This is a genomic window from Methanobrevibacter curvatus (assembly GCF_001639295.1).
Lineage (GTDB): Archaea > Methanobacteriota > Methanobacteria > Methanobacteriales > Methanobacteriaceae > Methanoflexus > Methanoflexus curvatus.
This window is the reverse complement of the sequence record NZ_LWMV01000011.1, coordinates 1-19,543: the sequence shown is the minus strand read 5'-3', so window position 1 is coordinate 19,543 and position 19,543 is coordinate 1. Positions and strand designations below refer to the sequence as shown.

Genomic DNA, 19,543 nt, shown 5'->3' with positions numbered 1-19,543 from the left:
AAACTAAAAAATTTTATGTTATTTTATTTTAAGCTGTGGGTATTTTCCATATACATAGAAAGAAAAATGAAAAATAAATAATAAAAAAACTAATTATTTTAATTATTTAATAATTAATTTTATTATATATAAAATACATATAAATTTAATAAAAACATTTAATTTTAAAAAAAAATGGTGATACAATGAAAAATACAGAAAAAATGATTTGTTTAGTAGATGGTGAGCATTATCTTCCAGTCACAAAAGCTGCAGTTGATTTATTTGACAATGTTAACCATATAGATGTTGTAGCCATTGTTTTTATTGGAGGGACTGAAAAACTAAGAACTGATGATCCAGATAGTTACAGTGAAATGATGGGAATAAAAGTCCATTTTGGAGATGACCCTCATGAAATTCCATATGATTTGATTGTTGAAATGATAAAAAAATATGATGCAGATATTGTAATGGATTTAAGTGATGAACCAGTTTTAGATTACACAAAAAGATTTAAAATAGCTTCCAAAGTTTTATCTTGTGGTATTCCCTATCATGGTCCAGATTTTACCTTTGACCCATTAACTGAATATGATGTAATGGAAAAACCATCCTTAAAAATTTTAGGAACTGGTAAAAGAATAGGTAAAACTGCTGTATCTGCTTTCGCAACACGAGCCATTGATAAAAAAGGTTATGGTCCATGTGTTGTTGCAATGGGTCGCGGTGGACCAGCTGAGCCTGAAGTGGTTCGTGGAGATGAAATAGAAATCACACCTGAGTTTTTAATGGAACAATCGAATAAAGGAGTCCATGCTGCCTCAGATCATTGGGAAGATGCACTTATGAGTAGAGTTTTAACCATTGGGTGTAGAAGATGTGGAGGTGGAATGGCAGGAGATGTTTTCCTAACAAACATGGAAGATGGAGCCAAAATAGCTAACCAGCTTGAAGGAAAGTTTATAATTTTTGAAGGAAGTGGTGCAGCCATTCCTCCAATAAAAACCAACAAAAATATACTATTAATTGGTGCAAATCAACCTATTTTAAACATAGAAAACTTCTTTGGACCATTTAGAATATCACTTGGAGATTTAATTATCATTACTATGTGTGAAGAACCAATGGCTTCAAAAGAAAAAATTAAAAAAATTGAAAATATTGTTAAAGACATTAATCCTGAAGCAACAGTTATATCAACAGTTTTTAGACCAAAACCTCTTGGAGATATTAAAAATAAAAAAGTTTTATTTGCAACAACAGCTCCTGAAGCCATTAAAAGTGTTTTAGTTAGCCATTTAGAAAAAAAATATGGTTGCACAGTTGTCGGAACAACACCTCACTTATCTAATCGCCCATTACTTCAAAAAGACATTGCCAAATATATTGACAATGTAGATGTAATGTTAACCGAGTTAAAAGCTGCTGCTGTAGATGTGGCTACAAAAGACTCTCTTGAAGCAGGATTAGAAGTAGTTTACTGTGATAATATTCCAATAGCTATTGATGGTTCATATCCAGACTTAACAAAATCAATTATCCATTTAGTAGATGAAGCTATAGATGATTTTGAAAATACTAAAAAATAATATTAAACAAGCTTTGGAAATGTCCCATGATTAATTTCATGAAAAAATAAATCTTTTTAAAATTAATTAAATTAATAAATAACTATTTAAATCTAAATTAATAATTTATTAATCATTATTTCACTAAATAAAATTCTAATTAATAGCTATAATAAATTTTAGCAATTTAAAATCAATTTTATATTATCTAAAATTTAAAATTTCGAATTGTGGGACAGCCTCTTTTGAAAAAAATGTTAGCAAGGAAAGTTATTCTTGGTTTTTCTTGTTTTCTATGTTAAAATCATAAATTTCATGTGTAGGTTTAATTTATAGTTATTTTTAAGTTATAACTGTTTAGTTTAATTTATTTTTTTTAAGATATTTTAACTTTCTACTTATTATACATCTAGCATTATCTTAATATTATTTGCTGTGTTTTATGTCTTCCAGATTTATTTATTACTTTGGCATCTGATATTTTTCTTGCTTCTACTACAAGTATGTTGCCTTTTATAGTTGTTCCTTCTTCAGTGTATGTTGTCATTAGTCCACATCTCCAAGTCTGCCTTCTTTAATTAACTCATTAGTAATGTTTGCTACTAATTCTAAATCTAATTCTAAATCATTGGCCACATCATGAATGTATGCTTCTTTATTTATTTTATAGTATCCTAGGATTTCTTTCTTAGCTGTTTTATAATTAACCTCTCTAATATTTAGCACTTTAATAGCTTCTAACTTGTCCCTTATAGCTTCTCTAATAAAATCAGAAGCACTTAAGAAATGTCCTGCATTTACTAGTTTATTTATTTCCTCTTGTTCTAATATAGGAAGTTTAGTTGAGACACTTTTGTTGTTTTTTATATTTTCTTTTACTATAGCTACAATGTTTTAATATTATGTATGGTCTTATATATAAAACTTTATTCTAATTTTTTTATTAAGCACATTAAGGGTCTGGCAAAAATAGCTTTTTTCAAAAAAAAAGTTTCTTCTTTTGCTAAACAAAGGATTTTTCTAAGTTTTGACGAACTGATATGGAATTTTGACCGACCCTCATATTTGAGGATTTCCCATAATTAATTTCATGAAAAAATTAATCTCTTTAAAATTGATTTAATCAATAAATTATTATTTAAATATAAATTAACAACTTATTAAGTATTTGTTTTACTAAATAAAATTCTAATTAATAGTTATAATAAATTTAATCAATCTAAAACCAATTTTAAATATATAAAATTTAAAATTTTGAATTGTGGGACAGCCTCATTTAAAAAAAAATGACTAATTATGATAAGACTCATCATTACTATTGTGATTCTTAACATCTTTAAATATATTGAGTCTATTTTTATTTAACTCATTTAAAACCTCATTTTCAAGGCGTTTATAATCAATTTTACCTACTTTTGTGACTGGAAGGTCATCTCTAAAAACAATTTCTTGTGGCATACTCCAAGTACTTAAAAATTCTTTACAAAGATTTAATAGCTCGCTTTTAAGGAAAATTTCATTACTTAACTCAATATGTTTTTTTTCTTTTTCTTCTAAAACGATATATGCTCTAATTCTCTCCATTTGATAATCATCTGGAACCCCTATAACACAAACATTTGCAACTGCTGAATGTTTAATTAAAACATCCTCAATTTGGCTTGGAAAAATAGAGTAGCCCGAGTGTTTAATAATTCTTTTAATTCTTTGTTTAAAATAAACAAAACCATCTTTATCCATACTGCCTAAATCACCAGTATGAATCCACATTTTACCATCAGAATGTTTCTTTAAGACTAAATCTGTTTCATATGGTTCATTATAATACTCTAACATTATACTTGGTCCTGTAATACATATTTCACCATTTTCATCATATGGGCAAGGCTCTTCAGAGTCTAATTTACAAATTTTATAAATCATGTCAGGAAATGGAATACCAATGCTTCCAAAACGACACTCACTGGCAGGAGTAAGACAGCTGGCTGTTACAGTTTCAGTTAAACCATAACCTTCTCTTATTTGAGTTTCAGCTCCTCTGTCTTTTATAAATTCTTCAAATTGAACTTTAATATCATTAGGTAATGTGTCAGCACCAGAGTAAATTCCTTTAACATTTGAAAAATCGGATTCCATCATTTTCTTATTTTTTGTTAAAGCAGCAAACATAGTTGGAACTCCAGCAATAAATTGAGGTTTGTGTTTTTTATAGCTTTTAGCAAAATCTTCAACAGAAAATTTTGGAACAAGAATGGCTTCCCCTCCAAAAACAAGAGTAGTGTGCATTGAAACTCCTAAACCAAAACCATGGAAAAATGGCATTATGCACATCATTTTATCTCCAAGAGTAGCTTCATTTTGAGAAATTAGCTGAAGAGCCAATGCATTAAAGTTTAAATTAGAAAGTAAAACTCCTTTTTGTTTACCTGTAGTTCCTCCAGTGTATAAAATAACTGCTGGGTCTGTCGAAGAAATTTTAGGAAATCCATGAAATGAGTTTTCTTTTGGATAATTACTTAGTTGATTGTTGTTTGAATTTATTGAGTTAGAATTAGAATGGCTAGAACCAGAAGAATTAGAACTAGAAAAATCAGAACTAGAAGAACCAGAATTAGAAGATTCAAAACTAAGTGAATTAGAATTATTTGAATATTCATTTAAGCTATTATTATATTTAAGAGATTTTCCCAAATTTAATAAATCTTTCCATTTAATAATAGAATCATTATTAGGAATTTTAGGAATTTTTCTTCCAGCAAAAGTCCAATATCCAGCTCTTTGAACAGTTTTAAGGTAATTTCCTAATTTACAAATAACCACTTTTTCTATATTAACATTATCCTTGATTTTATGAAAATTGTGATAAGCAAAATTTATAGTAATTAAAAATTTACTTTCTGTTATTGAAATGTAGTGTTCTAATTCCTTAGGTGCAGACAATGGATGAACCATGTTTGAAATAGCCCCAATTTTGTTTATGGCATAAAAAGCAATTACAGCATGAGGAGTATTTGGAATACAAACAGTAACTTTGTCTCCCTTTTTAACTCCTAAATCTATTAATCCTCTTGCACAGCAATCTATTGCAAGAAATAAATCTTCAAAAGTAAATTTTTTCCCTAAAAATTCCATTACTTCTTGATTTAAAATTTTTAATCCTGTAAATTCAAGTAAATCATACATACTAACATCAGGATAATCAATACTAAAAGGAGAAGACTCAGGATAAAATTTTAACCATGGGAAATTACAGTTATCATTGTTCTTTGATGGCTTTATAAGTAAATCATTAAAGTTTTTAGGCATAAAATCACAGGTAATAAATATTTATATATTTTTTAAAAAATCATTTCTCTATTTATTATTTATTTTAAAAAAATATAAAGTTTTCCATATTAAATGTGGAAAGTATCAAAAGATTATGCTTAGAAAAAAATCATAATTTTTCTAATAAAACTCAAAATTTAAAAATTGTTCAAAATGCCTTAATTTTTAAAACATAGATCCTAAATAGATCCTAAAGCCATTTAAAATTTGAAAAATTAAATTTTTATAAATATTCTCTAAAATCTAAAAAACTAAAACAGCAAAATTTTTGACACTAATAAAAATTTGACATTAATAAGAAATAGAAAAGATTAAGTTGGATGAAATCAATATTTTTAGTAAAGAAAAATTTAATTATAATTGTAATAAATAAATATTTATTTATCCATATATATGTTTATCTATCTATAATTACTTATATTTAAGTTTTATTGTTTCTTATTTCTAATTTTTTGATTTTACTCATATTTATTGTAATTATACTATTATTAATATATTAAATTCTTATTTTTAAAAAAATATATTATGTCATTTTTATTTTTGTAGATTTTGTTCAAATTTTTTAAAAAAAAAAAGAGATAAAAAAAGATAAGAAAAATATAAAAAAAGAAAACAGATAAAGAAAAAAATTAAAAAATATAAAAACTCTTAATTGATTAAATACATGATATTATGTTATATAAGTGATCAAAATGAATAAAATCGATTTATCATTGTATCTTATTACAAATAGTGATAATAAAACTGATGAAGAATATTTAAAGATTGTTGAAGAAGCCATTAATGGTGGAGTGACAACAGTCCAAATAAGGGAAAAAAAGAAATCTTCAAAGAAATTTTATGAATTAGCAAACAAATTAAAAGAAATCACAGATAAGCATAACATTAAATTAATTGTAAATGATAGAATTGATATTGCATTAGCCATTAATGCAGATGGAGTTCACATTGGTCAAAATGATATGGAACCAAAAATAGCTAGGAAATTAATTGGTGATGAAAAAATATTAGGCATTTCTGCATCAAATATTAATGAATCAATAAAAGCAGAAAAAGATGGTGCAGATTATATTGGAACAGGAGCCATTTTTCCAAGTAAAACTAAAAAAGATGCTAAAAAAGCAAGTATTAACGAATTAAAAAATATCGTAGACTCTGTTAATATTCCTGTAGTAGCGATTGGAGGATTAAATGAAAATAATATACATCAACTAAAAGATACAAAAATAAAAGGATTATGTTTTGTTTCAGCAATTATGAATAGTAAAAATCCAAAAAAAACAGTGCAAAAATTGTTAAGAACATTTAAAACATTTTAATAGCCAAATTTGTGAAAATATTAAAAAAAAGCATAAAGAGAAGCTTAAAAGAAATAGAAAAATTGAAAAAAATATAAAAATATAAAAATAGAAAGAAATAAAAGAAATGGAAAAAGATAAAAAAATTATAAAAAAAACCTACTTCTTAGCATTTTTAAGAGCTTCAACAGCTGCTAATTTTTTACCTCCTAAAAGGGTAATACATGCCCCACCACCACTGCTAATATGGTTCATGTGCATATCATAACCCATAGCATTTGTTGCAGCTGCAATGTGTCCACCACCAATAATAGAGAATCCTTGAGAGTTAGCTATTGTATTTAAAATATCTTCGGTTCCTATTGCAAATTCTGAATTTTCAAAAACTCCTGCTGGCCCATTAGCAAATATTGTTTTCGCATTTCTAATAAATTTCGCATATTCTTTAATAGTTTCAACACCAATGTCAAAAATATACTTATTTGGTATCTTATCAATTGAAACATCCACTCTTTTACCATTATCTTCAATTGCTAAATCTTTAGGATAAATAATATTCTTTTTATATGTTTTAAGTAGATATCTAGCTTTTTCAACTAAATTATAATATCCTCTTTCTTTAATAAAATCTTTATTAACTTTACCTATATCCACACCAGCACCTAAAAGAAATATATTTGCAACAATTCCTGTAGTTAAAATGTAATCAGCAGATTCATTTTTTAAAACATTTTCAATTACTTCAATGGAATCATCTGCTTTCATTCCACCCAATACATAAACACAAGGTCTTTCAACATTTTTAAATGAGTTTTCAACAACAGTAAGTTCTTTTTCCATTAATCTACCTGCTCCAGATGGTAAAACCTTAGTAAAACCAACTAATGAAGGTTGTGATCGGTGAGCAGTAGCAAAAGCATCATTAATAAAAATATCAATGTATGGAGATAATTTACGAATCAGTAATGTCTTAGATTGTTTATCCACTGAGCCATTTAATGATTCTTCTGAAAAAAACCTTACATTTTCCAATAATAATATTTCTCCAGAGTTTAAATTTTTTATTTTATTAATAGCTTCATTAGAAAAAATAGAATCAATATATAAAACATCAATATTCAAATTTTTAGACAAAACCTTAGCATGTTCCTTTAAAGATATAAAATCATTTTTACCTGGTCTACTTTGATGTGTTAAAATTACAACTTTAGCCCCTTTTTCTGAAAGTTCTTTAATGGTAGGAGAATGTAATTTCATCCTAGTATCATCTAATATAAATCCCCCATTAGGGTCAACTGGAGAATTAATATCTATTCTAAGAAGAACTGTTTTATTTTCTACATCAAAATCATCAATTGTATTAAAATCAGCCATTTTCATCCCAGGTTGTAAAATTATTTAGATAAATTTGCTTGTTGAAATAAATGGAGAAAAATAAATAATGAATAAAAAATAATGAAAAATAAATAATGAAAAGTAAATAATGAGTAAAAAAAATAAATATTTTTAAACTAATAAAATTATATCTTACTTACTAAATCTAACAATGCAGTTTTAGGATTTTCAGCTAAAATTATTCCTGAAGCCAGCAAAACTCCTTCAGCACCTAAATCCAGAGCTGCTTTCATATCATCACCAGTAGAAATTCCTGCCCCACATAAAACCTTAACATCTTTATTTGCATTGCTAACATTTAAAACTGTGCCCTCAACAACCTCTGGTTCTGCTTGTGAAACTGAAATTCCAGAACCTATTAGCTCAGGTGGCTCTACAGCGACAAAGGAAGGGTTTAAAACCGCTGCAGCCATGCTTGTACTTACATTATTAGTGCATACAACAGAAAGCAAGTTTTTTTCATTTGTAGATTTAACAATCACATCAATGTCTGCCAATGTTAATCTATTTTCAGAATGATTTATTAAAGTTCCAGAAATCCCATTTTCAATGAAATTTTCTATTAAGTTTGATCCAGTATGTCCTCCAGGACTAATAGCATCAATGCTTTGTGCCAAAATAGGAATATTTGTTTCTTCCACAATTCTATTGATATCAACAGTTTGAACCGCTGCAATCATTGAAATTCCAGTTTCATCACTGACACTTTCCAATGCTTTTGCTAAATTAAGAGCTTTACTGCCACTAGATTCCAAATAAGTTTTAAAATTTAATATAACAATGGGAGTTTTAATTTTAGACATTATACATCTCCTTAAAAGAAAAATTATTATAATTAAAAAAAATCATTTTTATTTAATTATATTTTATTTAATTATATTTTATTTAATTATATTTTATTTAATTATATTTAATTTAATTATATTTTATTTAACTATATTTTATTTAATTATATTTAATTTAGTTATATTTATTTATATTTATAGTATTATATAAATTTTTTTTAAAAAAAAACAGGGTTCTGTCAACTTAAAAGAAAATATACAAAATTCATTGAAATTTTAATTTATTTAGAGAATATAAAAAATATTTTTCTAATTTTCATGAAATTATGTTAAAAAATCTTAAATTAGCAAAATCATAAAAGAAATAGAGAAAGAGGGACATATTCAAAAGTATACTATCAAAAAACATATCAAAATTGCTCTATAGCAATAAAAACTAATTAATTAATAAAAAAAGTTGAAAAAAATAACTAAAAAAAAGAAATTAAAAAAAAATAAGAAGTAAAAAATGAAATAATTAAAAAATGAAATAATTAAAAAAATAAATAAAAAATGAAATAAATAAAAAAAAAAGAAAATAAAATCTTAAAAATCAATTAGAAATAAGAAATTACTTTATTAACAGTAGCACATGTTCTTGTGTAAAATTTACTTCCATATTTTTTTGTAACCAATGATGATTCAAAATTAACATATTTACCATCAAGTTTAACTTGAACCCATCTGTGGTTAGATGAAGCAGATGAAGCACCAGAAACTACTCTACCATCATAGCCATTGGCTTTTAAAACACGAGAAGCCCAAGCAGCTAATCCCCAGCAATCTCCACCTTTAGCTTTAGTCACACCATCAGCAGTAGAAGGACCACCAGAGTAATGATTTAAATTTTTATTTATATACTTCATTAAAGTAGTTAAACCTGCTGTGCCTGAAATGGAAGCAAGAGAAACTGGAATTTTATATTTTTTAGCAAGTTCTTCTAGTTTTTTCTTTTCTGCTTCTTCAGCAGCTTTTTTTGCAATTTTTTCATCGGTGTTAATTTCTTTAATGATCTTTACAATGGTGTTATGAGCCACCAATATTTCTTCATCTTTACTTTTAGAATTATAAAGATCAACTAAGTCTTCTTTTAATTCTTTAATTGCCTTATCAGAACTAGAATAATTAAGAATATTTGCAATAAACTCTTTTAGAGTTTTATATTTTTTTCCATTAATAGAAATATTTTTAAAACCATTTTTGTTTACAACATCCGTAGAATTATAATAATTAATACTCACTGATTGCTTAGCAGAAATATTCACTCCTAAAACCTTAGAATTATTTTTTTGAGATTTTGCTTTATTATCTGCAACAATTTCATTATAAGCTTTAACTATTGCATTATGGGCTTTTTTAATGTCTTTATTAGTACTTTTTGAAGTGTAAAGAGAAATTAAATCTGTTCTTAAATCTTTTATGCTTTTGGTTGTGTTTTTAGTTAAATTAATAGCATTAACAAAAGATTTTAAATTAGTATATTTCTTTCCATCTATAGAAATATCTTTGTATCCATTTCCATTAACTATCTTTGTAGCATTGTACTTTTTAGCATTTGAATTTGGATTATTAGTAGGTGTAGATTTTGGTTCTAATTTAGGCCAAATTTTATAAATTACAGGAAGTAACTGATCTTTTTCTTTTAAAACTGCTTTTGAGCTTCCTTTATAATTATATAGAGAAATTATATGCTGTTTTTTAGATATAACCTCTTTTGAATTCCCTTTATAATTATAAAGGGCTTTAATGTATTTAGAATAGTCAGAAAAAGTTTGATTATCAATATGATATTGAGCAGCATCTGCTGCAAAAACTCCCCCAGAAAGGGAGACTGTAGCTATTATTGCAATAGTCAATAAAAGCACGATCTTAAAGAATCGACTAATTGTATCACCTCATGCTACAAGAAGAAAAAATAATACAAATGCAGAAATCACAAAAATCATTTCGTTCATTTGTAGAAGATATTAAATTATGGAAAAATTACTAAAAAATTTTTGAGGCATTGCAAAAAAGGGATATTTTAAAAAATAATAAAATATAGAAAAAATGACAATAAAATTATTAGATTGTATGGTATAAAAAAATATTATAAAAACTTATTATGAAAACTTATATGAAAAGTCTTATAATATTAATATTTTACAAATCTCAAAAATTTCTTGAAAATAAAATAAAAAAATATCTTCGAAAATAATAAAATAATAAATTTCTTATTTTTCAAGATGTAGCAAATCTTTTACTATATTCTTTGAAACTTCATATATAAAGGTTTTGAAAAAAAAATTAAAAAAAGACCAAATAGAGGTTTTTTAGCCAAAAAAAGATTGATTAAAGGTAATTGAATAATTAGTTAAAATGAAAACAAAAAGGTATATGATAAGCTTTTTAAGTTTCAATAAGGTCTAAAAACTTAGATTTTTTATAAAAAAGCTCTAATAATCAATATTTAATAAACTCGATTTTAAAGAAAATAAATGGCTAAAATTGATTAAATAGAAGATTAAATTAAAAAATACGATTAAATTGAACTTAAAAATTCATATTTTTTCAAATATTAAAAATTTTTTTAAAAAAAATAAACAAGATAAAAAAGCAGAATAAAAAATTAAAAAAATTAAAAAAAAAGAAAGGTTATAATACTATAAATTTGATAAAAAAAGAACAAATTATGTTAATTTCAGAAAATCAAGCTAAAATTCAATAAAATTAACATGAAATAATCTTAATCTAATGAAAAACAATAAGTTATACTTTTAATCATATAATTCTATATATCCCTTATAAAAGGCAAATAAAGAAAAAACAAGTAATCAAGGATTATTAGAATAAAATTTCATATAAAATCCATTTTATGAATTTACTTTAAGAATGTTTTAAATTGCTGAAAACATAAAAACAATTATAAAAATCTTAAAAAAAAATTAAAAGATAACTTCATAGTTAAATCATTAAAAAAGATGAAATTAATATCTAAAAAAAGAAAATAAGGAAAATAAGAATTTATAATGATTTATACAATTTATAAAAAAATTATAAGAATTTATAAGAATTTATAAAAATTTATAAGAATTTATAAAAGTTTATAAAAAAATATAATAATTTATAAAAAAGTAGAAAATTTAAAAAATTTAAAAAATTAAATGAAAATGACTTTATAAAAATTCATTTAAAAATTAAATGTTTAAAAAACTAAATTAAACTTATTAATCAAAATTAAAATAAATTTTAAAAAAGACATTATAAATATATCCATATTAATTATAATATTAAATACAATTACCACTATATTTAATAATAATACCTAACTTAAATGTTTACAAAATACATGAAAAAAATTAAGAAAAAAATTAATATTAAATCTATAAAAAAAATACAAATGATAATATGACATTAAACTTAGATGAACAGAAAAAATTAGAGTATAGTGGATATAGATTTGCAGGAGTAAATGGTCATGCAGGGTGTAAAATCTGTCATTGGACTAAAAAAAGTATATTAAATCAAGGCGAATGTTATAAGCAAAAATTTTATGGAATTGAAAGCCATAGATGTTTACAAATGTCACCAGCTATTCCATTTTGCTATCAAAAATGCTCATTTTGTTGGAGAGACCTTTCACATACTGAGACCAAATGGGATGGAGAATATGATGATCCAAAAACAATAATTGAAGATTCAATAGCTCTTCACAATAACTTGTTATGTGGGTTTTTTGGCAATGACAAAGCAGACAAGAAAAAATTAGAAGAAAGTAAAACACCTAACAATGCAGCTATTTCTTTGGCAGGAGAACCTATGTTGTATCCTGAAATAGATTCTTTAATGTCAGAATTTAAAAGAAGAGATTTTACAACATTTTTAGTGACAAACGGACTTTTAGATGAAAAATTAAGAAAGCTTGAAAATGAGCCTACACAACTTTATGTTTCATTAGATGCTCCAGATGAAAAAACATATAAAAATTTATGCAAACCTCAAATAAGTGGAGCATGGGATAAATTAAATAATACACTTGAGTATCTTAAAAGCTTTAACTCCAAAACATGTATTAGAACAACATGTGTTAAAGGAGAAAACATGAACGATCCAAAAGGATATGCTAAGCTAGTAAATAAAGCAGACCCAACTTATGTCGAAATAAAGGCATATATGTGTGTTGGATACTCAAGAAAACGATTAACCTTAGATAATATGCCAGAACATCAAGAAATAATTAATTTTTCACAAAAAATAGCTGATTTAACAAATAGAGAAATAATTAATGACTCTGAAGTTAGTAGAGTAGTTCTTTTAAAATAAACAATAAACCAGTACAAAATAAAGCTAATAAGAATAATAAGAAAAGAAGTGATAAAAAGAACAATAAAAAAATGTAGAAAATAAAAAAAATAAAGATTAAAAAAATAAAAAATAAAGACTAAAAAATAAAGATTAAAAATTAAAAAATAAAACACACGCAACAACGAAAAAGAAAAGAAAAAGAAATTATCTATCTTTTTTACTTGGTTTAGTTTGATTTTCTTGTTTTTTTGCTTCTTCAGCTAATGCTGCATCACTTCTTTTTCTAAAAATATATCCTAAAAAACCACAAATTAAACCAATTAATAATAAACTAATTAATACTAATGCTTGTATTTGGATAGACTCTTGATTTATTTGAAAATCAGGACTGTTAGTTGTATACAATACAAAAAATCCAGGAATAGATGAAAGCATTGCTAAAACAGCAGCTTGAATAGAATTATTTGATTTATATCCCACATATAATAATCCAATAGCTGCAATGAATCCAGGAATATAACTCCAATCAGGCAAAACATCTATTGCCACAATTAAAAAAATAATAAAAATCAATAAACCTTTTACAATGTCTTTCCAAATTTCATTTAAATCTATGAAAATATCATTTATACTCATAAAACAACCTCAAAATAAATAAAACAATTAAAATATACAACAAAATAAAAGAGTAAAAAATTATTAATAAATTACTAATAAATTAAACAATCTATATAAAAAAATGAATATAAATATAAACATACAAATTAAAAAAAAAAAATCTATTTTTTATCTGATATCATTCCACCAACAGCTCCTCCAATAGCCATTGTCAACCCATAGGTAATGAAAGAAACTATGATTAGAACAAAACCAATTCCACTAATAGTTAAACCAAAAGGTTCAGATATAAAAATTCCTAAAATTCCTATAAACATTACTAAAAGACCAATAATAATTCCACCTAATCCACCAGCAATTCCTCCATTAATAAAACCACCTAAAACTCCATCATGGGATAAATAACCTACAATAGCTCCAACAATCAATAAAGCAACAAACTCATATCCACCTGATGATGGTGTAATCATTTTAACAAAAACTGCTAAAACAAAACCTAAAATAACTGGACCCCATTTAACCATGTAACCACTCCCCTACATTTATATATTAATTTAATGTTAATAGATAAAAAAAATAAATAAAAAACTAAATAAAATAAATAACATATATAAAAATTAAATAAATATTAAATGAATAATAACTAAATGAATAATAACTAAATGAATAATAACTAAATGAATAATAACTAATATAATATATATAAACTTATTCTAAATAATGTATTTATAATTTATTATTTAATCTAAGAAAATGAAAAATAAAAAAATAATTTAATGAAAAACAATTAAATAGAAAATAATTGAATTTATAAAAATATTAAATTAAAATTAATCTCAAGTGATAAAATGAGAAATGTTAAAAAAAGATTTGAAGAAGTAGCAGATGAGTATGATGAAGAATTTGTTAAATTAATCCCTCATTATCAAGCATCAATTGAGGCATTAATAAATACAATTCCATTTGATGAAAATAAAGAAATTAAAATTTTAGACCTTGGATGTGGAACTGGAGTTGTTACAAAAAATTTAAAAGAATTATTTCCAAATTCAACTGTAACTTGTCTTGATTTATCCCCTAAAATGATTGAAATAGCTAAAGAAAAACTTAAAAATTACAAAGGAATAGAATTCTTCGTTGGTGATTTTTTAAACTTTGAATTTGAAGAAGGTTATGATGCTGTGCTATCATCATTAGCTATTCATCATATTAATGACAATGATAAAAAAACACTGTATAAACGAATTTATAATATTTTAAATAAAGGAGGAATCTTTTACAACAATGATAGAGTAGAGGCTCCTACAAATCACTTGCAAAAAGTTTATCATGATGCATTTGTAAATAATCTTAGAAAAAATTATGGAAATGAAAAAATTGAAGAAATAGATAAAATAGCAGATGATAATGATATTCCATCAAAATTATATGAACAATTGCAATGGCTTGAAGAAGTGGGTTTTAAAAGCATAGATGTTGTATGGAAATATTATGCTCAAGGAGTCTTTGGTGGGGAAAAATAAAAAATAACATATGTTGTATTAGTATTATATTGTATAAGAATTGCATAAATGTAATTAAAAAATATAGTAATCTATCAATGACACCAACTTAATACTATTTTAAGTGATTTAAATTAAAAAATAAACATTAAATTATTTCATTTTATGGGCTGTGCAAGCCCCAATTATATTTTAAAAATTAAATTTGTGCTTTTTTTTTAAAAAAAGAAAAAAATTTATTAAAGTAATGACATTTATATTTTAAATCATTCTTTTTTCATGCTTTATTTATTAAAAAAATCCAGTAGCCAATTACAAGCATTAGCACGAGATAAAAAATATTAAAATAAACATGGAAGACACTTATTTGCTATTATCATTTTCATAAGAATTATAAACAAAAACAGACCCATCTGGATTAATCATATCTCATAAACTGCTTCTTTTTTCATTTTTCATTTTTCATCCTACGAAACATAGATTATTATTATTATTATTATTATTATTAACAAATTTCATTCTTTCTTTTAAAAGCCTATTCTTCTCCTTTTTTGTGGTATTGGCACTATGAAGCACATTTCCACTTTTACAATATTCCTTATAGGTTCTTATCATAATCTCGCTATCATATATTCGTTATAATGTTTTAATTAAATAATAAATAACATCTATTTGAAAATTTTGATATATTTAAAATAAATCTTTTTTTAAGAAAATTAAACACCTAATGAAGCTAAAGAAATGACATTAATCCCATCAGAACGAGTATAGCTTATTCCTGTCCCTGTAATTATATTTAGTGATTTTGGTGGTTTAACTTTTGTTTTGTCTAAGTTTAAAGCAAATTTATGAAGATTTCTAGCTGCTTCTTCAATTTGTCCAGTGCCAAGCTTTATTTCAAAAGCAATCCAATCCCCATTATATTTTTGCACAATGGCATCTACCTCTAAACCATAAGAGTCTTGATAATAATAAACCTTTGCATCATTTGCCTGTGCATAAACTCTAAGATCATGCGTTACCAATGATTCAAATAAAAATCCTACAAAATTAAGGTCATTTAGTAAAGAGTCAAAATCAGCACCAATAGCTGCAACTGAGAGGGAAACGTCTGTGAAATGGTATTTTGACCTTTTACGTAATGATGCCGAGGACCGAATATGTGTATTCCATGCTGGTTGTTCTTCAATAATCATCAAACGTTTCAATGCATCAATATATTCATAAATACTAGGACGTGAAAGAGAATTATTTTCTTTTTTTCGAATGTCTGACTCTAAAGTTTTAATATTTACTATAGTTGCAGTATTTCGAGCAATAGAACATAACAAATTTTGTATTTTTACAGGATCACGCTTTACATTAGAGATTCTACCCATGTCTACTTCACTTAGCAAATCAATGTATCCTCGATTCAAGTAGCTAGCTTGACTTAGCTTTTTGCCCAATAATCCAGGAAATCCACCAATGATTATTTTTTCAATAATAAATTCCAAATTTACTGCTTTGTCTAGAACATCAATATTGCTTTTAGAACCCTTGAACAAGCTTTTCATACTGATTTTTCCAGATGAAAAACCTAATTCCTGCCATGACATTGTTCTCATATCAAGTGTAGTAAATCGTCCTGCTCCAGAGTGCATCTTTATACTTTCTTCAGGATTCGCCGAACCAGTCAAGATAAATTGTGCTGGACGAACTCGATTATCTACTTCATGGCGTATATAATTCCAAAGTTTTGGCTGTTCTTGCCATTCATCAATTAATCTAGGAGTTTTACCATATAACAGACGATATGGTGCATTTTCCATTAATAAAGACACTTGTTCATCTTGATCAACATTTAAAATACTATTTGATAATTGTTTCGCTGATTCTGTTTTACCACATGCTTTAGGACCTCGTATAAGCACTGCCCCAGAAGAATCTAATTTTCTTTTAAGCTCTTTGTCCGATATTCTTTTTATGTACAACATACTTCCCATTTTACACTTTTTAGACATTTTACTTTACACTTTTTAGACATTTTACTTTACACTTTTTAGACATTTTACTTTACACTTTTTAGATATTTTACTTTACATTTTTTAGATATTTTACTTTACATTTTTTAGATTTCAATTTTACAACATATAAATATTTCGAAGAAATGATGTTATAAAAAACTGTGGATTTTTTTCTTATATTAATTGTTTTGTCATCTTATTGCTAATATTCTAGCGCTTCTTCTATTTTTTTGTATTTTTTTGATTTTGGTTTTGCTGTATTCTTGTTCTGCTTTCTTAGATGTACAAATTATAGGATTGTCTCTCATGTATTCACTGAGGCTGTTAAAGTCTTTGCTATTTTATCCAATATTATTTTAATGAAAATTTGTGTAAAATGATTTGATTTATCTAATGATCTTGAGAGTGTAAATTTACTGGGATCTTACCATCAGAAATTTTTACAAAACCCCATAAAATCCCAAGATCATAAGATGATTTTTTCTCTATTTATTCAAAAACAAATCTATTCTCATTAAAATTAAGTAATATCATAAAGATGATTTTTGTTTATTTATTTAATAAATAAAAATCCTTTAAATTTTTTTTATCCTCTTTAGATAAGTTAAACCATCTGATACCTTGTAAAGCTCCTTCTAAACCACAAAGCCTATTATAACAAGCACTTTCGTCTATTTTTTTTATAGAACTCCAAGCTTCTTTTGAACCAATTTCTTCTAGATCCCCCAATGTTTCAATACCTATTTCATTTAATTGCTTTTCTAAAACTTTTCCAATGTTAACTAATTTTATTAATTCACCCATATATAAACCCCAGATTTTCTAAAAAAAATTTTCTAAAAATATTTATCAAAGCTTTAAAATATTTGATTTTATTCCTCAGAATCTAATTTAGGTGTTGGAACTACAGGAATTTTTACATTATTAGCTTCTTTAGGTTTTGATTTTTTATTGGCATCCTTATCATTAAATAGTTCTGCAATAGCTCCAACTGAGCCTAAAATATTAGACATTTCAGCTGGAAGGAAAATCTTTGTTGAATTACCATCAGCTATTTTTTCAAGAGATTCTAAATATTTAATAGCTATTAACTCATTAGTAGGATTACCTTGATGAATTGAATTGTACACTGTTAAATTTGCTTGGGCTTCTCCTTCTGCAATAGCTATTTCTTGGTATTTATTAGCCTCTGCTACTTTTTTAATAGCTTCAGCTTGACCTTCTGATTCAAGAATAGCTGCCTGTTTGTCACCTTCAGCTCTTTTAATTTCAGACTGTTTGTAACCTTCTGCTTCTAATATAGATGCCCTTTTCATCCTTTCAGCTTTCATTTGTTTACTCATTGCATCTACAATATCCTTTGGAGGCTCAATTCTTTGAATTTCAACCCTAACAACACGGGTTCCCCATTTATCAGTGGCTTCATCAAGAACTTCTCTTAAATGAGTGTTAATCATTTCTCTTGACGTTAAAGTCTCATCAAGCTCTAAGTCCCCTACAATATTCCTTAAGTTTGTTTGAGCAAGCTTTGTAATAGCTTGATAAAAATTAACAACATTGTAAACTGCATTAAAAGGATCTACAACTTCGTAAAAGATTACACAATCAACAATTACAACAGTGTTATCTTTTGTAATAACCTCTTGTGGAGGAACATCCACAACTTGCTCACGAAGGTCAACTCTCCTAAGATGTTCAATAAATGGAATTACAACAGTTAAACCACTTTCAACAGTTCGCTGATACTTTCCTAATCTCTCAACAACAGCCTTTTCATAAGGCCTTAATATTTTTACAGCTTTAGCAGCAATAACTACAATAATAATAAATATTATTAAAAGCACAAAAAAATCCATAATTTCACTCCCACAAACTTTTTAAAAAAAAGTTTGATCAAAAATATATTAATAAAAAAGATAAAAAACTAATTAAAAAAGATAAAAACTAATTAAAAAATATAAAAATTAATTAAAAAATATAAAAATTAAAAAAAATAGTTTATATTATTTTATGAAAAATAAATTTTAAACATTTCTTTCAACAATTAACTTTACACCTTGAATGTCTTTAACAATGACTTTTTCCCCAATAGCAATATCTTCATCAGCTATTGCTTTCCATTTATCTCCTACTAAATCAACAGTACCCATTTTATCTTCCTCAATAGCTTCACTAACAATAGCTTCAAGACCAATCAACCTGTCTGAATTAGCTTTTTTATTTGGAGCACTTTTAGACAGTTTTTTAGCAAATGATCTTGATAAAATTATACATACAACTGTAACTATGGCAAAAACTAATATTTGAGTATAAGGGTCAAAACCTAAATAGTTTACTAAAGCAGCTACAGCTGAACCAATAGCTATTGAAAGTAAAAAGAATGTTAATGTAATCAATTCAAATAAAACACATACCACAGCTAAAACTAACCAAAATTGTAAACTAAAAAATGAAATTTCCATTTAAATTCCTCATTTATCCATTTATATAATAAATTAATAAACTCAATAAAATAAATTTATTAAAAGGTTGTGCAACAATTCAAAAATCTAAGTTTCTAAATTTTGTTAGTTGACTTAAAATTATATCTATAGAATTATAATAAATAATATTATAAAAATAAATATAAATATTTAATAAAATTCTATTTTAACTAGTATTAATAGCTATTTACTAAAAATAGTTATTTTTAAACACTTAATTTTATTATTTTTTAAACTGTTTTTAATTCAACTTAAC

General features: G+C 25.3%; 17 protein-coding genes. 4 read left to right on the top strand and 13 right to left on the bottom strand.

Features of this window, described 5'->3' with window-relative positions; genetic code table 11:
- Positions 1-185: 185 nt before the first annotated feature.
- Positions 186-1,571 carry a 2,3-diphosphoglycerate synthetase gene (locus tag MBCUR_RS00350; RefSeq protein ID WP_067088787.1) on the top strand — a complete coding sequence of 462 codons (1,386 nt, stop codon included), beginning with the start codon at positions 186-188 and terminating at the stop codon, positions 1,569-1,571.
- Between the two features lie 394 nt (positions 1,572-1,965).
- On the opposite strand, the gene MBCUR_RS10865 is transcribed toward MBCUR_RS00350, so the two are convergent.
- The 3 genes from MBCUR_RS10865 to MBCUR_RS00340 form a co-directional block, all read right to left on the bottom strand.
- A complete protein-coding gene (locus MBCUR_RS10865; RefSeq protein ID WP_281190493.1) occupies positions 1,966-2,097 on the bottom strand; it encodes a hypothetical protein in 132 nt (43 codons plus the stop codon).
- The gene (locus MBCUR_RS10770; protein ID WP_245637262.1) at positions 2,097-2,276 is read right to left on the bottom strand and encodes a hypothetical protein; all 180 of its coding nucleotides are present in this window, start codon (positions 2,274-2,276) and stop codon (positions 2,097-2,099) included. Before MBCUR_RS10770 ends, MBCUR_RS10865 begins: the two co-directional genes overlap by 1 nt.
- Before the next feature lie 564 nt (positions 2,277-2,840).
- Positions 2,841-4,856, bottom strand: coding sequence for an AMP-binding protein (locus MBCUR_RS00340; protein WP_067088783.1), 2,016 nt, complete (start codon positions 4,854-4,856; stop codon positions 2,841-2,843).
- 713 nt (positions 4,857-5,569) lie between these two features.
- Between MBCUR_RS00340 and thiE the strand changes: the two genes are divergently transcribed.
- Positions 5,570-6,196, top strand: coding sequence for a thiamine phosphate synthase (thiE, locus tag MBCUR_RS00335; protein WP_067088778.1), 627 nt, complete (start codon positions 5,570-5,572; stop codon positions 6,194-6,196).
- Positions 6,197-6,334: 138 nt separating this feature from the next.
- On the opposite strand, the gene MBCUR_RS00330 is transcribed toward thiE, so the two are convergent.
- From MBCUR_RS00330 to MBCUR_RS10760, 3 genes are all read right to left on the bottom strand, one after another.
- Positions 6,335-7,549: a phosphoglycerate kinase gene (locus tag MBCUR_RS00330; RefSeq protein WP_067088775.1), complete on the bottom strand. Its 1,215-nt coding sequence runs from the start codon at positions 7,547-7,549 to the stop codon at positions 6,335-6,337.
- Between the two features lie 146 nt (positions 7,550-7,695).
- Positions 7,696-8,364 (bottom strand): triose-phosphate isomerase, encoded by a 669-nt coding sequence (tpiA, locus tag MBCUR_RS00325; RefSeq protein ID WP_067088832.1) that lies wholly within the window; start codon positions 8,362-8,364, stop codon positions 7,696-7,698.
- A 587-nt stretch (positions 8,365-8,951) separates the two neighbouring features.
- Entirely contained in the window at positions 8,952-10,250 is a 1,299-nt protein-coding gene (locus MBCUR_RS10760) for a transglutaminase domain-containing protein (RefSeq protein WP_067088773.1), read from the bottom strand.
- A 1,531-nt stretch (positions 10,251-11,781) separates the two neighbouring features.
- On the opposite strand from MBCUR_RS10760, the gene twy1 reads away from it, so the two are divergent.
- On the top strand, positions 11,782-12,696 hold the full coding sequence (gene twy1, locus MBCUR_RS00315; protein WP_067088770.1) for a 4-demethylwyosine synthase TYW1: 915 nt from the start codon (positions 11,782-11,784) through the stop codon (positions 12,694-12,696).
- A gap of 186 nt (positions 12,697-12,882) precedes the next feature.
- Here twy1 and MBCUR_RS00310 read toward each other — a convergent pair whose 3' ends face one another.
- Together MBCUR_RS00310 and MBCUR_RS00305 are read right to left on the bottom strand one after the other, a co-directional pair.
- Positions 12,883-13,314, bottom strand: a complete 432-nt coding sequence (locus tag MBCUR_RS00310; protein WP_067088767.1) for a hypothetical protein — start codon at positions 13,312-13,314, stop codon at positions 12,883-12,885.
- A 143-nt stretch (positions 13,315-13,457) separates the two neighbouring features.
- Positions 13,458-13,820 (bottom strand): DUF5518 domain-containing protein, encoded by a 363-nt coding sequence (locus tag MBCUR_RS00305; protein WP_067088765.1) that lies wholly within the window; start codon positions 13,818-13,820, stop codon positions 13,458-13,460.
- Positions 13,821-14,144: 324 nt separating this feature from the next.
- Between MBCUR_RS00305 and MBCUR_RS00300 the strand changes: the two genes are divergently transcribed.
- Positions 14,145-14,819 carry a class I SAM-dependent methyltransferase gene (locus MBCUR_RS00300; RefSeq protein WP_067088762.1) on the top strand — a complete coding sequence of 225 codons (675 nt, stop codon included), beginning with the start codon at positions 14,145-14,147 and terminating at the stop codon, positions 14,817-14,819.
- Between the two features lie 441 nt (positions 14,820-15,260).
- Here the strand turns inward: MBCUR_RS00300 and MBCUR_RS10185 are convergent, their stop codons facing one another.
- The 5 genes from MBCUR_RS10185 to MBCUR_RS00280 form a co-directional block, all read right to left on the bottom strand.
- On the bottom strand, positions 15,261-15,413 hold the full coding sequence (locus MBCUR_RS10185; protein WP_157077466.1) for a hypothetical protein: 153 nt from the start codon (positions 15,411-15,413) through the stop codon (positions 15,261-15,263).
- Positions 15,414-15,514: 101 nt separating this feature from the next.
- A complete protein-coding gene (locus tag MBCUR_RS00295; protein WP_067088830.1) occupies positions 15,515-16,774 on the bottom strand; it encodes an ATP-binding protein in 1,260 nt (419 codons plus the stop codon).
- 579 nt (positions 16,775-17,353) lie between these two features.
- The gene (locus MBCUR_RS00290; RefSeq protein WP_067088759.1) at positions 17,354-17,608 is read right to left on the bottom strand and encodes a TfoX/Sxy family DNA transformation protein; all 255 of its coding nucleotides are present in this window, start codon (positions 17,606-17,608) and stop codon (positions 17,354-17,356) included.
- 68 nt (positions 17,609-17,676) lie between these two features.
- Entirely contained in the window at positions 17,677-18,660 is a 984-nt protein-coding gene (locus MBCUR_RS00285; RefSeq protein WP_067088757.1) for an SPFH domain-containing protein, read from the bottom strand.
- A gap of 168 nt (positions 18,661-18,828) precedes the next feature.
- Positions 18,829-19,266: an NfeD family protein gene (locus tag MBCUR_RS00280; RefSeq protein ID WP_067088755.1), complete on the bottom strand. Its 438-nt coding sequence runs from the start codon at positions 19,264-19,266 to the stop codon at positions 18,829-18,831.
- Between the last annotated feature and the right edge of the window lie 277 nt (positions 19,267-19,543).

Bases quoted from the DNA above. Each gene is read 5' to 3' on its own strand.
- MBCUR_RS00280 (WP_067088755.1), bottom strand. From the start codon at position 19,266: ATGGAAATTTCATTTTTTAGTTTACAATTTTGGTTAGTTTTAGCTGTG.
- MBCUR_RS10865 (WP_281190493.1), bottom strand. From the start codon at position 2,097: ATGACAACATACACTGAAGAAGGAACAACTATAAAAGGCAACATACTT.
- thiE (WP_067088778.1), top strand. From the start codon at position 5,570: ATGAATAAAATCGATTTATCATTGTATCTTATTACAAATAGTGATAAT.
- MBCUR_RS10185 (WP_157077466.1), bottom strand. From the start codon at position 15,413: ATGATAAGAACCTATAAGGAATATTGTAAAAGTGGAAATGTGCTTCAT.
- MBCUR_RS00285 (WP_067088757.1), bottom strand. From the start codon at position 18,660: ATGGATTTTTTTGTGCTTTTAATAATATTTATTATTATTGTAGTTATT.
- MBCUR_RS00305 (WP_067088765.1), bottom strand. From the start codon at position 13,820: ATGGTTAAATGGGGTCCAGTTATTTTAGGTTTTGTTTTAGCAGTTTTT.
- MBCUR_RS00330 (WP_067088775.1), bottom strand. From the start codon at position 7,549: ATGGCTGATTTTAATACAATTGATGATTTTGATGTAGAAAATAAAACA.
- MBCUR_RS00310 (WP_067088767.1), bottom strand. From the start codon at position 13,314: ATGAGTATAAATGATATTTTCATAGATTTAAATGAAATTTGGAAAGAC.
- MBCUR_RS00290 (WP_067088759.1), bottom strand. From the start codon at position 17,608: ATGGGTGAATTAATAAAATTAGTTAACATTGGAAAAGTTTTAGAAAAG.
- twy1 (WP_067088770.1), top strand. From the start codon at position 11,782: ATGACATTAAACTTAGATGAACAGAAAAAATTAGAGTATAGTGGATAT.
- MBCUR_RS00300 (WP_067088762.1), top strand. From the start codon at position 14,145: ATGAGAAATGTTAAAAAAAGATTTGAAGAAGTAGCAGATGAGTATGAT.
- MBCUR_RS00350 (WP_067088787.1), top strand. From the start codon at position 186: ATGAAAAATACAGAAAAAATGATTTGTTTAGTAGATGGTGAGCATTAT.
- MBCUR_RS00295 (WP_067088830.1), bottom strand. From the start codon at position 16,774: ATGTTGTACATAAAAAGAATATCGGACAAAGAGCTTAAAAGAAAATTA.
- MBCUR_RS00340 (WP_067088783.1), bottom strand. From the start codon at position 4,856: ATGCCTAAAAACTTTAATGATTTACTTATAAAGCCATCAAAGAACAAT.